This is a genomic window from Micrococcus sp. HOU01 (genome assembly GCF_035609305.1).
Lineage (GTDB): Bacteria > Actinomycetota > Actinomycetes > Actinomycetales > Micrococcaceae > Micrococcus > Micrococcus luteus.
Genome location: NZ_CP141211.1, coordinates 1,969,276 through 1,982,184 on the forward strand (window position 1 = coordinate 1,969,276; position 12,909 = coordinate 1,982,184).

Consider the following 12,909-nt stretch of genomic DNA (forward strand, 5'->3'; position numbering starts at 1 on the left):
AGGGGTCAGGCCTCCAGGACCACCGGGATGATCATCGGGCGGCGGCGCAGCTTGCGGTTGACCCACGTGCCGACGGTCCGGCGGACCACCTGCTGGAGCTGGTGGGCGGTGTGGTCCTTGCTGGACTGCACGGCCTCCTCGAGCGCCCGGACGATCTTCGGCTTGATCTCCTCGAACACCTTCTCGTCCTCGGCGACGCCGCGGGCGTGGACGTCCGGGCCGGACACGATCGCGCCGGTCTGCCGGTTGACCACGGTGATGATCGAGAGGAAGCCCTCCTCGCCCAGGACACGGCGGTCCTTGAGGTCCGAGTCGGAGATCTCGCCCACGGAGGAGCCATCCACGTACACGTAGCCGCACTCCACCTCGCCGACAACCTTCACGAGGCCGTCGGTCATGTCCACCACGGTGCCGTTGCCGGCCAGGATGACGTTCTCGGCCGGCACGCCGGTCTTCTCCGCGATCCGGCCGTTGGCGATCAGGTGGCGGGTCTCGCCGTGCACCGGCATCACGAACTCGGGCTCGACGATGTTGTAGCAGTACAGCAGCTCGCCCTCGGAGGCGTGGCCGGAGACGTGCACCTTGGCCATGCCCTTGTGCACCACGGTCGCGCCGAGCTTCATGAGCCCGTTGATCACGCGGAACACGGAGTTCTCGTTGCCCGGGATCAGCGAGGAGGCCAGCACGACGAGGTCGCCCTCCTCCAGCTGCACCTGGTGGTCGCCGTTGGCCATCCGGGACAGGGCCGCCATCGGCTCGCCCTGGGAGCCGGTGACCATCAGCACGATCTCGTCGTCGCGGTACTTGTCCACCTTGCGGATGTCCACGAGGATCCCGTTCGGCACGTTGAGGTAGCCGAGCTTCGCCGCGATGGTCATGTTGCGGATCATGGAGCGCCCGCCGAAGGCCACCTTGCGACCGTGCTTGTGGGCGGCGTCGAGGACCTGCTGGACGCGGTGCACGTGGGAGGAGAACGAGGCCACCACGATGCGGCGCTTCGCCGTGGCGAAGTAGCGCTCGAGGGTGGGGCCGATCTCCGCCTCCGTGGTGGTGAACCCCGGGACCTCGGCGTTCGTGGAGTCGGTCATGAACAGGTCCACGCCCTCCTCGCCGAGACGGGCGAAGGCGCGCAGGTCCGTGATGCGGCCGTCGAGCGGCAGCTGGTCCATCTTGAAGTCGCCGGTGTGCAGGATGGTCCCGGCGTCCGTGTGGATGGCGACGGCGAGCGCGTCCGGGATCGAGTGGTTCACGGCCACGAACTCGCACTCGAACGGGCCGAACTCGACGATGTCGTCTTCCTTGACCACGCGGGTGCGCGGCTTGATCCGGTGCTCCTCGAGCTTGGCCTCGATCAGGGCGAGGGTCAGCTTGGAGCCGATCACGGGGATGTCGTCGCGCAGGCGCAGCAGATACGGCACGGCGCCGATGTGGTCCTCGTGGCCGTGGGTCAGGACGATGCCGACGACGTCGTCCACGCGGTCCCGGATGTAGTCGAAGTCCGGCAGGATCAGGTCGACGCCGGGCTGGTGCTCCTCGGGGAAGAGGACGCCGCAGTCGACGATGAGGATCTTGCCGTCGATCTCGAAGGTGACCATGTTGCGGCCGACCTCCTCGAGGCCGCCCAGCTGGACGATGCGGCAGGTGCCCCGCTTGAGCTTGGGCGGGGTGGACAGGCGGGTGCCTGCGGTCATGGAACGGGTCCCTTCTAGAAGGTGATGCCGGCCTCCGCGAGGTCGGCTCGGATGACGGAGAGCTCGTCCGGCGTGGCCTGGACGAGGGGCAGCCGCACGGCTGCGGACGGGATGACGCCCTGGGCGGCGAGGACGGCCTTCGCGGCCACCGCGCCCTGGACGTGGGTCATGATGCCGCGCTGGACGGGGTCCAGCGCGAAGTGGTGATCACGGGCACCGGCCAGGTCGCCGGCGTGGACGGCGTCCACGAGCTGGCGGTACAGCTCGGGGGCCGCGTGCGCGGCCACCGAGACGACCCCGACGGCGCCGAGCGCCATGAGCGGCAGGGTCGCGCCGTCGTCGCCGGAGTAGAGGTCGAGGTCCGTGTGCGCCAGGACGGTGGTGGTGGACTGCAGGTCCCCCTTGGCGTCCTTGAGTGCACGGATGTTGGGGTGCTGCGCGAGCGCGATGATCGTCTCGGGCTCGATCGGCATCACGGAGCGGCCCGGGATGTCGTAGAGCATGATCGGCAGGTCCACGCCGTCGGCCACGGCCTCGAAGTGCGCGCGGATGCCGGCCTGGTTGGGCTTGTTGTAGTACGGGGTGACGAGCAGCAGCCCGTCCACGCCCGTCTCGGCCGCGCGGCGGGACAGCTCGAGGGTGTGCGCCGTGTCGTTGGTGCCGGTGCCGGCCACGACCCTGGCGCGGTCCCCCACGGCCTCGACGACGGTGCGGAACATCGCCACGTTCTCGTCGTCCGTGAGCGTGGAGGTCTCGCCGGTGGTGCCGGTGACCACGAGGCCGTCGGCCCCGCGGTCCACCAGGTGCTCGGCCAGCGCGGCGGCCGCCTCGAGGTCCACGGCGCCCTCGTCCGTCATGGGGGTGACCATGGCGGGCACGACCGTGCCGAAGAGCAGCTCGGAGGGGATGACGGCGGAACGGACGGCACTCATGGGCCCCACCCTACCTGCGAGACTGGGGGCCCGCGCCGTCCGTGGCCCCTCCGCGACGCGCGGCGACCCGAGAGGAGCCCGCCCTGCGTCCCGCCCCGCCCCCCGCCGCCGTCCGCCCGGACCGGCCCGCGCGTCGCCGGCTGCCCGGCGTCGACGCGGCCCGCGCGATCGCCCTGCTCGGCATGATCACCGTCCACGTCGTCGACCCGGTGACGGCGGACGGGGCGCCGCACCCGGCGTTCCTGTGGTTCGCCGGACGCGCCTCGGTGCTGTTCGTCCTGCTGGCCGGAGTCGGGCTGGCCCTGTCCACGGGGGGCGCGACGCCGGCCACGGGGGTCCGGCGCGCGGCGCTGCGCCGCCGGATCGCCCGACGGGCGGGCCTGCTGTTCGTGCTCGGGCTCGCGTGCGGGACGCTCGGCGTCCCCGTGGCCGTCATCCTGTGCCACTACGCCCTGCTCTTCCTGCTCGCGCTGCCCCTGCTGGGCCTGCGCGCCCGCGCCCTGGGCCTGATCGCGGGGGCGTGGCTCGTGCTCGGGCCGGTGCTGGTGTTCGCGGTGGTCGCGGCCGCGCAGGCCGCCGTGGGGCGTCAGGAGTTCTTCGTGGGTGGGCGGCTCTGGCTCTCCCCCGGCCCCGCGGACCTGCTGCGTCCCGGGCTGCTGCTGGCCGATCTCACGGTCACGGGCTACTACCCCGTCCTGTCCTGGGGCGCGTTCCTCGTGCTGGGGCTGGCCCTGGGGCGGCTGCCGCTGGACCGTCGCCGCGTGGCCGCCGGGATCCTCGGCGGCGGGGCCACGGCGTGGGCGGCGGCCGGCGTCGTCGGTGCGGCGGTGCTGCGGGCCGCGGGCACGGTCGGGCGGGTCGCCGCGGCGATCGGCACGGACCCGGTCGAGACGGCGCTCACGCTGCGCACGGGCGAGCCGCGGCTCGCGCTGCTGATCCCGGATCCGCTGTGGCTCGCCCTGCCGACCCCGCACTCCGGGTCCGTCGTGGCCGCCGTGCTCGCGGCGGGCTGGGCGTGCGCCGTGCTGGGCGCCTGCCTGCTGGCCCGGCCGCTGGTCGGGCACGCCGCGCTGCGCCCGCTCGTGGGTGCGGGGCGCATCCCGCTCACGCTCTACGTGGGGCACCTCGTGGTGCTCGCGCTCGTGGACGCGACCGGGATCGACCCGGCCGACGGGGCGCTGCTCGCCGTCCTCGTCGTGCTGTGCCTCGCGGCCGGACTGACCGCCGAGCTCAGCGGCCGGCGGGGTCCGCTCGAGGCCGTGATGGCCCGGCTCTCCCGGGCGGGTGGGGAACGGGCCGTCGGAGGGCGCTGAGCGACGCGTGGGCCGCGTCAGCCGGCGCGGTGCAGGCGGACGGCCTCCCGGGCCGCCTCGCGGGCGCGGCGGCGGTCGCCCGAGGCGTCGTAGGCCAGGGCGAGGCGGTAGCGGGCGCGCCAGTCGCGTGGTGCGGCCTCGGCCTCCACGCGGTACAGCTCGAACTGGGCGTCGGCGGCCTCTCGGTCGATCCGGCCGCCGGGCGAGCGCGGCAGGTCGTCCTCCGGCAGCCCGCCCTCGGCCTCGAGCTGGTCGGCCAGGCGTTCGGTCTGGCGGCCGAACCACACCTCGCGGGCCAGGACGGCCACGGTCACCAGCACCACGAGGATGACGCCCACGCCGATCGCCTTGGCCAGCGGCTGCGGGGCGCGCACCAGCGCGACGGACGCGTTGAGGGCGAACCCGGCGAACAGCAGCACGAGCAGGGACACGAAGCCGACCCACACCTTGCTCATCACGGTCGAGCGGCGGGCACGGGCGGCGTGCTCGGTCGGGCCCACGGCGCCGTCGTCGGGGATGCGGGAGGGCTCAGCCAAGGTCCAGGTATCCATCCAGTCCGTAGGTCAGACCCGGGCGGGAGGCCACGGTCCGCAGGCCGAGGACGACGCCGGGCATGTAGGCGCCGCGGTCGAATGCGTCGTGCCGGACCACGAGCTGCTCACCCGGCCCGCCCAGCAGCACCTCCTGGTGCGCCTCCAGGCCACGCAGGCGCACCGCGTGCACGTGCACGCCGTGGACGACGGCGCCGCGCGCGCCGTCCGGGTCATGCTCGGTGGCGTCCGGGGAGACGGGCACGCCGGCCGCGTCCCGGGCCGCGCCGATGAGCTCGGCGGTCCGCACGGCCGTGCCCGACGGGGCGTCCACCTTGTCCGGGTGGTGCAGCTCGACGAGCTCGACGGACTCGAAGTACCGCGCCGCCTGCGCGGCGAACGCCGAGGCCAGCACCGAGCCGACCGAGAAGTTCGGGGCGATCAGCACGCCCACCCCCGGGTGCTCAGCCAGCTGCGCCTCGAGGCGCTCGCGGCGCTCGGGCACCCAGCCCGACGTGCCGACCACGGTGTGCAGCCCGTGCTCCACGGCGAAGGCCACGTTCTCGGGCGAGGCGTCCGGCACCGTGAGGTCCAGGACGTGCGTGGCGCCGGCGTCGAGCACCGCGTCCAGGCGGTCCTGCGAGCCGAGCTCGGCCACGAGCTCCAGCCCCTCGGCCGCTCGCACCGCGGGCACCGCGTGGCGGCCCATGCGGCCACGGGCGCCCAGGATCGCGACGCGCGGGACGTCGTCGGGAGCGGACACGGCGGAGGGGGTGCGGGTCTCGGTCATGGCCTCCAGCCTACGCGGCCCGCCCCGGCGGCCGTGGCCGAGGTCAGGCCGGGGCGACGACGACGCGCGCCCGGTCCCCCGCGGCCAGGCGCGCGGCCACGGCCCGGACCTGGCCGGCGTCGACCTCGCGGACCCGGGCGAGGGAGGCCGCCAGGTCCACGTACTCCCCCGTGACCAGCTCGGCCCGTCCCAGCCGGGACATGCGGGCGCCCGTGGCCTCCATGCCCAGCACGGTGCCGCCGCAGATCTGCCCGTGGGCGCGCGCGAGCTCCTCCCCGGTGACGTCGGCCTCGGCCATCCGGTCCAGCTCGGCCTCCATCAGCGCGGCCACCTCGTCCACCCGGTCCGGCTGGCAGCCCGCGTACAGGCCCCAGTAGCCGGCGTCGGAGTACCCGGCGGAGAACGAGTAGGTGTTGTAGGCCAGGCCGCGGCGCTCGCGGATCTCCTGGAACAGCCGCGAGGACATGCCCCCGCCCAGGACGGACTGCATGACGCCCAGGGCGAAGCGGTCCGGGTCCGTGGTGGACAGCGAGCGGCCGCCGACGAGGACGTTGGCCTGCTCGACCGCCTTGGTGACGGTGTGCGTGCCGGTCCGCACCCGCGAGGCCGCGGCCCCGGCGGTGTCCACGGCACGGCGCGGGGCGGGCAGGGCCCCCGGGGTGAGCTCCCAGCCCGAGGCGCGCAGGGCGGCGAGGACGAGGCGGCAGACCTCGTCGTGGTCGAGGTGGCCGGCGGCGGTGACGACGAGCTCGTCCGGGCGGTACCAGTGCGTGTAGTGCCCGACCACATGGTCGCGGGTGACGGCCCGGATCGTCTCGGGCGTGCCGCCGATCGGCCGGCCGAGGGGGTGGCCGTCCAGCATGACCTCGGCGAGCTTCTCGTGGGCCACGTCCACGGGGTCGTCCGCGTCCATGGCGAGCTCCTCGAGGATCACGCCGCGCTCGGTCTCGAGCTCGTCCGGGTCGATCAGGGAGGAGGTGAGCATGTCCGTGAGGACCTCCACGGCCATCGGCAGGTCCTCGTCCAGCACGCGGGCGTGGTAGACGGTGGACTCCTTGGCCGTGCCGGCGTTGGACTCCCCGCCCACGCGGTCGAAGGCGGCCGCGATGTCCATCGCGGTGCGCGTGGGAGTGCCCTTGAAGAGCAGGTGCTCGAGGAAGTGCGTGGCGCCGTAGCCCTCGGGCGACTCGTCACGGGACCCGACGGCCACCCAGTAGCCGATGGTCACCGAGCGCTGGTCCGGCATGGCCTCGGTGAGCACGCGGACGCCGCCGGGCAGCACGGAGCGGCGCACCACGGAACCGTTGCCCTCGTCCGCCAGCACGCCGTCGAAGTCCAGGGGGATCTCACGGTGAACACTCATGACGGCCATTCTCGCCCATGCGCGACGACGGCGCCGCACCACTCGCGGGGAGGGTGCGGCGCCGTCGTGGTCACCGGGCCGGGCGGGGCGGATCAGGCCTCGATCTGCGAGGACTCGATCGCGTCCGCGGTCTCGGCCAGGGCGTCGGACTCCGCCACCACCGGGGAGAGGGACAGCTTGCCGCGGTTGTCGATCTTGGTGATCTCGACCTGGACCTTCTGGCCCACGCCGAGCACGTCCTCGACGTCGTCCACGCGCTTGCCCTCGTTGAGCTTGCGCAGCTCGGAGACGTGCAGCAGACCGTCCTTGCCCGGGGTGAGCGAGAGGAACGCGCCGAACGTGGTCAGCTTCACGACGGTGCCGAGGTACCGCTCGCCGATCTCGGGGACCTGCGGGTTGGCGATCGCGTTCACCGCGGAGCGCGCGGCCTCGGCCGAGGCGCCGTCGGTGGCGCCGATCAGCACGGTGCCGTCGTCCTCGATGGTGATGTCCGCGCCCGTGTCGTCCTGGATCTGGTTGATCATGGCGCCCTTGGGGCCGATGACCGCGCCGATCTTGTCCACCGGGATGCGCACGGAGATGATCCGCGGAGCGGTGGGGGCCATCTCATCCGGGGCGTCGATGGCGGCGTTCAGCACGGACAGGATGTGCAGGCGCGCCTCGCGGGCCTGCGTCAGGGCGGCGGCCAGCACGGAGGCCGGGATGCCGTCCAGCTTGGTGTCCAGCTGGATCGCGGTGACGAACTCGGCGGTGCCGGCCACCTTGAAGTCCATGTCGCCGAACGCATCCTCGGCGCCGAGGATGTCGGTCAGGGCCGCGTACTGGGTCTGGCCGTCCACCTCGGCGGAGACCAGGCCCATGGCGATGCCGGCCACGGGCGCACGCAGCGGCACGCCCGCGTTCAGCAGGGACAGGGTGGAGGCGCAGACGGAGCCCATCGACGTCGAGCCGTTGGAGCCGAGGGCCTCGGAGACCTGGCGGATCGCGTAGGGGAACTCCTCGCGGGCCGGCAGCACGGGCACCAGGGCGCGCTCGGCGAGGGCGCCGTGGCCGATCTCGCGGCGCTTCGGGGAGCCCACGCGGCCGGTCTCGCCGGTGGAGTACGGCGGGAAGTTGTAGTGGTGCATGTACCGCTTGGCAGTCTCCGGCGCCAGCGAGTCGATCTGCTGCTCCATCTTGAGCATGTTCAGCGTGGTGACGCCCATGATCTGGGTCTCGCCGCGCTCGAAGATGGCGGAGCCGTGCACGCGGGGCAGGACCTCCACCTCCGCGGTCAGCTTGCGGATGTCCGTCAGGCCGCGGCCGTCGATGCGCACCTGGTCGGTGAGGATGCGGCGGCGCACGATCTGCTTGGTAAGGGAGCCGTAGGCCTTGGCGATCTCGCCCTTGCGCTCGGCGAAGTCCTTGCCCTCGCCGGCGAGCTCCTCGAGCACCTCGAGCAGGTAGGCGTCCGAGGCTGACTCGCGCTCCTGCTTGTCGCCGATGGAGAAGATCTCGGTCAGGCGGTCCGTGGCGAGCTTCTCGACGGCGGCGTAGGCGTCGTCCTGGTAGTCCTGGAACACGGGGACGTCCACCGGGTCCTTGCCGGCGCGCTTGACCAGGTCGGCCTGGGCCTCGCACAGGGCGCGGATGAAGGGCTTGGCGGCCTCGAGGCCCTCGGCCACGATCTCCTCGGTGGGCGCCTGCGCGCCGCGCTCCTTGACCAGGGTCCAGGAGTCCGGGGTCGCCTCGGCCTCGACCATCATGATGGCGACGTCGTCGCCCACCACGCGGCCGGCCACGGCCATGTTGAACACGGCGCCCTCGAGCTGGGAGTGCTTCGGGAACGCGACCCACTGGCGCGCGCCGGAGCCGTCGTCCATGAGGGCCATGCGCACGCCGCCGATGGGGCCGGAGAACGGCAGGCCGGACAGCTGCGTGGACAGGGAGGCGGCGTTGATGGCCACCGTGTCGTAGATCTCGTCCGGGGCGATCGAGGTGACGGTCACGACGACCTGGACCTCGTTGCGGATGCCCTTGACGAACGCCGGGCGCAGCGGGCGGTCGATCAGGCGGCAGGTGAGGATCGCGTCCGTGGACGGGCGGCCCTCGCGGCGGAAGAACGAGCCGGGGATGCGGCCCGCGGCGTACATGCGCTCCTCGACGTCCACGGTCAGCGGGAAGAAGTCGAAGCCCTCGCGGGGCGACTTGCCGACGGTGGTGGCGGACAGCATCGACGTCTCCTCGTCGATGTAGACCATGGCGGCGCCGGCGGCCTGCTGGGCGAGGCGCCCGGTCTCGAAGCGGACGGTGCGCTTGCCGTACGAGCCGTTGTCGATGACGGCCTCGGCGAAGGTGATCTCAGGACCCTCCATGAGGGCCTCCTTTCAGGTGGACGGCGCCGCAGGCGTCCCTGTCCCCCTGGTCTTCGATCGAGGCCCTCGGCATCCCGCCGTGCGGCGGGGTCCGGGAGCCACTGTCGAGGACCGCGAGCGATGGGCGCGGAGCCGTCGGGTGTGTCGATGATGCGGGGATGCGCGCCATGGCGCGCCGGAGTGCCGCAGGCTGCGGCGATCTCTCCCCCGGGACACACTACGTGCGTCCGGGGGCAGACGAAAGGCGGCGCCGGCGCTCGCGGGTCTCCCGCGGGCTCCGGCGCCGCCTCCTCAGGTCACTTGCGCAGGCCGAGGCGCTCGATCAGCGCGCGGTAGCGCTCGATGTCGACCTTCTGCAGGTAGCCGAGCATGCGACGACGGCGACCGACCAGGGCCATCAGGCCGCGACGGGTGTGGTGGTCGTGCTTGTGCTCCTTGAGGTGCTCGGTCAGGTCCTTGATGCGGCGGGACAGGACCGCGATCTGCACCTCGGGGGAACCGGTGTCGCCCTCGTGGGTGGCGTACTCCTTGATGATCTGCTGCTTGACAGCGGGATCCAGGGCCATGGTGGGCCTCCTTCACTTCGGTACCGCGAACACGGGCCGCGCCCCGCCGGGGCGGACGACGCGGGGCCCACCCCACCGCGGACTGCAGGGAGGCCGAGGGTCGAGTCTACCGCATCGCCTACCCTGGCCCGGTGAGCACCCCACCGGTCCCCCACTCCCCGGCCCCGTCGTCGTTCCCCCTCCGGCCGCCCGCGCCGCCCCTGGATCTGCCGCTGATCGGCCACGGCTACCCCGCGCTGCTGCGCACGCCGCGGGCCCGATGGTGGAACCCGCTCGCGTCCTTCGGCCTCGTGCTGGCCGGCCTGGTGGGCCTCCTCGTGCTCGGGGGCGTGCTGGGCGCTCTCGCCCTGATCGCCACGTCCGGTCCCGCGCTGCTCGGCGCGGCCGACCCGACGGACGTGACCGACCTCGACCTGTACTCCGCGCCCATGGTGCTGCTGAACAACCTCCTGCTCGCCGCGCTGATCGGGGTCGCGCTGCTGGCCGTGGCGCTGGGCCACCCCGTCGCCGCCCGCTTCGTCCACTCGGTCGAGGGCCGCGTGCGCTGGCGCTGGCTGGCGCGCTGCGTCGTCGTGCTGACGCCGCTGTTCCTCGCCTACGTGCTGGGCACGTGGGCCCTCGACGGCGCCCCCACGGCCCCGCGCGCGCAGGACTGGGTCTGGCTGCTCGTCATGGCGTTCGTGCTCACCCCGTTCCAGGCCGCGGGCGAGGAGTACCTGTTCCGCGGGTGGCTGCTGCTGGCCGTCGGCACGTGGGTCCGCCGGCCGGTCGTGGCCGTCGCGGTCACTGCGGTGCTCTCGGCGGCGGCCTTCTCCCTCGCCCACGGCTCGCTCGACCCGTGGATCCTGCTGGACCTCGCCGCGTTCGCCGTCGCCGCCGTCCTGCTCACGTGGCGCACGGGCGGGCTCGAGGCCGCCGTCGCCCTCCACGTGGTCAACAACGTGGTGATCATCGCCGTCGGCACGCTCGTGGGCACCGTCGAGGACAGCTACGTGGGCGCGGAGACCGCCGGCTCCCCGGCGGCCACGCTGCTCTCGGTGGCGGTGGTCGCGGTGGCCACGGCGCTGCTGCTCTGGCAGGCGCGGCGGGCCGGGATCGCCCGGACGGTCCCGGTCACCGTGGGCGCCCGCCCCTGACCGGCGCCGCCCACCAGGCCACCGTCACGTAGGGCACCTGCAGGACCGCGTCCGCCGCATGGCCCAGGTGCTCGTGCAGGTACCAGTCGAGGTTGGCCGTCATCCGGGACCGGATCCGCTCGTCCGCGCGCAGCCAGTACGAGCGCGAGGCCATGAGCCCGTGCAGCCCCGCCGCGGTCATGGGCTGCGTCCACGCCCAGCGCGCGTGCTCCTCCGCCCCGAACGGGGCGGCGAACCGGCGCTGCTCCGGCCGGGCGGCGTGCACGTCCCCGGCGTGCATGATCCGGGTGAGACGGTGCACCCACGGCACCGCCGTGTCGAGCTGGTTCCACACCGCGGCGAGGCGCCCGCCCGGGCGCAGCACCCGTGCGGCCTCCGCGCTCGCCGCGGCCGGGTCCATCCAGTGCCATGCCTGGGCCGCCACCACGACGTCGGCGCTCGCCGCCGGCAGGCCCGTGGCCTCGCCCGTGCCCGGCACGGCGCGCACCCGCCCGCCCGTGCCGGCCGCGACCTCGCGTTCCAGGACGGCGCGCATCGACGCCGACGGCTCGAGGGCCGTCACCGTCCGCACCCGGTCCGCCGGGCGGGCCGCGAGCAGCCGGGTGAACAGTCCCGTCCCGGCCCCGAGCTCCACCACGTCCGCGCCGTCGGCGGTGCCCGCCAGGACGCGGTCCACCACGGCGGCCGGGTAGGAGGGGCGGACGGCGTCGTAGTGCTCCCCGCCGGTCTCGAAGGGGTTGGGCCCGGCCCGACGGGCCCGGGCCGGGCGCCCCGGCAGGTTCGGCACAGCGGGGGGAGCGCCCGGCTCCGGGGCGCTCACCGGTCGGAGGGGGTCGTGGCCAGGATCGCCCGGGCCTCGTCCACGTCCTGCGTGATCTGCGCCACGAGCTTCTCGACGCCCTCGTAGGCGACCATCCCGCGCAGCCGGGCCACGAACTCCACCTCGATGTGCTGGCCGTACAGGTCGAAGTCCTCCACCCGCTCGTCGTGGCGGTCGATCACGTGCGCCTCCACCACGCGGGAGACGTCCTCGAACGTGGGGTTCGAGCCGATGGAGATCGCGGCCGGCCACACCCCGCCGTGCGCGTCGTGCACCCAACCGGCGTAGACGCCGTCGGCCGGGATCATGCCCTGCACATCCGTCTCGAGGTTCGCCGTGGGGAAGCCGAGCTCGCGGCCGCGCGCGAACCCGTGCACCACCTCGCCGGCGAGCACGTGGTGCCGGCCGAGCACGGCCGCGGCCTGAGCGACGTCGCCCGCGGCCAGGGCCTCGCGCACCCAGGTCGAGGAGCAACGGCGCTCCGGCTCGGCCCCGTGCTCGGCGGGGAACTCCTCGACGGCCTCGACCTCGAAGCCGTAGCGGGCCCCCAGGCGCACCATCTCCGCGACGTCGCCGGTGTTGCCTCGGCCGAAGCGCACGTCGTGCCCCACGACCACGACGGCGGCGTGCAGCCCGTGCACGAGCATGCCGCGGACGAACTCCTCCGGGGACTGGTCCGCGAACTCGAGGGTGTAGCGCTGCAGGAGCACCGCGTCCAGACCCGCCTCGTCCAGGAGGACGACCCGCTGCTCGGGGCTGATGATGTCCACGTGGGGCACCTCGGGATGGTGCACGGCGCGCGGGTGCGGGGTGAAGGTCACGGCCACGGCCAGGGCGTCGCGGGCCCGCGCCAGCTCGACGACCCGGCGCAGCACCTCGCGGTGGCCGCGGTGCACGCCGTCGAAGTTGCCCAGGGTGACCACGGTGCGCGGCAGGTCCGTGGGGACCTCGTCCAGGCTGTTCCAGACCCGCATCAGAGCGCCCCCGCCTCGGCCGGGCGGGCGGGGCGGTGCGTCAGCAGCCAGATCAGGCCGACCACCGGCAGCACGAGCGGCACATAGCCGTAGCCCGCGCCGAACCGGGACCACACGGTGTCGTGGGCGAACATCCCCGGATCCAGGACGGTCCACAGGCCCACGCCCACCACGCCGGCCAGCTCCACGAGCACGGCGCCCAGCGCCACGGCCCAGGCGCGCGCGCCGGAGCGGGCGAGCGCGAACGTCGCCACGATGTACACGACCGCCGCGACCGCGGAGAGCGTGTACGCCACGGGGGCGGCGTCGAACTGCGTGAGGATCTGGAAGAGGCTGCGCGCGCTCGCCGAGAGGGCGAACACCGCGTAGACCATGACGATGATCCGGCCGAGACCCTGGTTGCGCGCGGGGGCGCCGTCGCTGGGTGCCATGTCCATCCT

At 73.8% G+C, this 12,909-nt stretch carries 12 protein-coding genes; 2 read left to right on the forward strand and 10 right to left on the reverse strand.

Going from position 1 to position 12,909, the window contains the following annotated elements:
* Positions 1-5 precede the first annotated feature (5 nt).
* On the reverse strand, positions 6-1,691 hold the full coding sequence (locus SOY78_RS09020) for a ribonuclease J (protein WP_078026116.1): 1,686 nt from the start codon (positions 1,689-1,691) through the stop codon (positions 6-8).
* A 14-nt stretch (positions 1,692-1,705) separates the two neighbouring features.
* Entirely contained in the window at positions 1,706-2,623 is a 918-nt protein-coding gene (gene dapA, locus SOY78_RS09025) for a 4-hydroxy-tetrahydrodipicolinate synthase (protein ID WP_036384223.1), read from the reverse strand.
* 41 nt (positions 2,624-2,664) lie between these two features.
* Between dapA and SOY78_RS09030 the strand changes: the two genes are divergently transcribed.
* Positions 2,665-3,936 carry a heparan-alpha-glucosaminide N-acetyltransferase domain-containing protein gene (locus SOY78_RS09030; protein WP_270617868.1) on the forward strand — a complete coding sequence of 424 codons (1,272 nt, stop codon included), beginning with the start codon at positions 2,665-2,667 and terminating at the stop codon, positions 3,934-3,936.
* Positions 3,937-3,953: 17 nt separating this feature from the next.
* Here SOY78_RS09030 and SOY78_RS09035 read toward each other — a convergent pair whose 3' ends face one another.
* From SOY78_RS09035 to rpsO, 5 genes are all read right to left on the reverse strand, one after another.
* Complete coding sequence (locus SOY78_RS09035) at positions 3,954-4,472, reverse strand: hypothetical protein (protein ID WP_036384926.1); 519 nt, start codon at positions 4,470-4,472, stop codon at positions 3,954-3,956.
* On the reverse strand, positions 4,465-5,256 hold the full coding sequence (gene dapB / locus SOY78_RS09040; protein WP_002855289.1) for a 4-hydroxy-tetrahydrodipicolinate reductase: 792 nt from the start codon (positions 5,254-5,256) through the stop codon (positions 4,465-4,467). The genes SOY78_RS09035 and dapB overlap by 8 nt, the downstream gene beginning before the upstream one ends.
* 43 nt (positions 5,257-5,299) lie before the next feature.
* A complete protein-coding gene (locus SOY78_RS09045; RefSeq protein ID WP_416338155.1) occupies positions 5,300-6,628 on the reverse strand; it encodes a M16 family metallopeptidase in 1,329 nt (442 codons plus the stop codon).
* An 83-nt stretch (positions 6,629-6,711) separates the two neighbouring features.
* Entirely contained in the window at positions 6,712-8,973 is a 2,262-nt protein-coding gene (locus SOY78_RS09050) for a polyribonucleotide nucleotidyltransferase (RefSeq protein ID WP_324701450.1), read from the reverse strand.
* A gap of 296 nt (positions 8,974-9,269) precedes the next feature.
* Entirely contained in the window at positions 9,270-9,539 is a 270-nt protein-coding gene (gene rpsO, locus SOY78_RS09055; protein ID WP_017488396.1) for a 30S ribosomal protein S15, read from the reverse strand.
* Positions 9,540-9,670: 131 nt separating this feature from the next.
* Here rpsO and SOY78_RS09060 point away from each other — a divergent pair, with 131 nt between their 5' ends.
* Entirely contained in the window at positions 9,671-10,675 is a 1,005-nt protein-coding gene (locus SOY78_RS09060; protein ID WP_041104243.1) for a type II CAAX prenyl endopeptidase Rce1 family protein, read from the forward strand.
* Here the strand turns inward: SOY78_RS09060 and SOY78_RS09065 are convergent.
* Genes SOY78_RS09065 through SOY78_RS09075 form a run of 3 tightly spaced genes read right to left on the reverse strand, consistent with a single transcriptional unit; the run spans position 10,653 to position 12,900 of the window.
* Entirely contained in the window at positions 10,653-11,495 is an 843-nt protein-coding gene (locus SOY78_RS09065; RefSeq protein ID WP_115165215.1) for a class I SAM-dependent methyltransferase, read from the reverse strand. The two genes, SOY78_RS09060 and SOY78_RS09065, sit on opposite strands and share 23 nt — an antisense overlap.
* Entirely contained in the window at positions 11,492-12,469 is a 978-nt protein-coding gene (locus tag SOY78_RS09070) for a bifunctional riboflavin kinase/FAD synthetase (protein ID WP_041104239.1), read from the reverse strand. The genes SOY78_RS09065 and SOY78_RS09070 overlap by 4 nt, the downstream gene beginning before the upstream one ends.
* Positions 12,469-12,900 carry a hypothetical protein gene (locus SOY78_RS09075; protein ID WP_036314984.1) on the reverse strand — a complete coding sequence of 144 codons (432 nt, stop codon included), beginning with the start codon at positions 12,898-12,900 and terminating at the stop codon, positions 12,469-12,471. The genes SOY78_RS09070 and SOY78_RS09075 overlap by 1 nt, the downstream gene beginning before the upstream one ends.
* Between the last annotated feature and the right edge of the window lie 9 nt (positions 12,901-12,909).

What these genes read in the sequence shown, in the direction of transcription:
- SOY78_RS09045 (WP_416338155.1), bottom strand. Translation starts at nt 6,628, where the DNA reads ATGGCCGTCATGAGTGTTCACCGTGAGATCCCCCTGGACTTCGACGGC.
- SOY78_RS09070 (WP_041104239.1), bottom strand. Translation starts at nt 12,469, where the DNA reads ATGCGGGTCTGGAACAGCCTGGACGAGGTCCCCACGGACCTGCCGCGC.
- rpsO (WP_017488396.1), bottom strand. Translation starts at nt 9,539, where the DNA reads ATGGCCCTGGATCCCGCTGTCAAGCAGCAGATCATCAAGGAGTACGCC.
- SOY78_RS09050 (WP_324701450.1), bottom strand. Translation starts at nt 8,973, where the DNA reads ATGGAGGGTCCTGAGATCACCTTCGCCGAGGCCGTCATCGACAACGGC.
- SOY78_RS09020 (WP_078026116.1), bottom strand. Translation starts at nt 1,691, where the DNA reads ATGACCGCAGGCACCCGCCTGTCCACCCCGCCCAAGCTCAAGCGGGGC.
- SOY78_RS09075 (WP_036314984.1), bottom strand. Translation starts at nt 12,900, where the DNA reads ATGGCACCCAGCGACGGCGCCCCCGCGCGCAACCAGGGTCTCGGCCGG.
- dapA (WP_036384223.1), bottom strand. Translation starts at nt 2,623, where the DNA reads ATGAGTGCCGTCCGTTCCGCCGTCATCCCCTCCGAGCTGCTCTTCGGC.
- dapB (WP_002855289.1), bottom strand. Translation starts at nt 5,256, where the DNA reads ATGACCGAGACCCGCACCCCCTCCGCCGTGTCCGCTCCCGACGACGTC.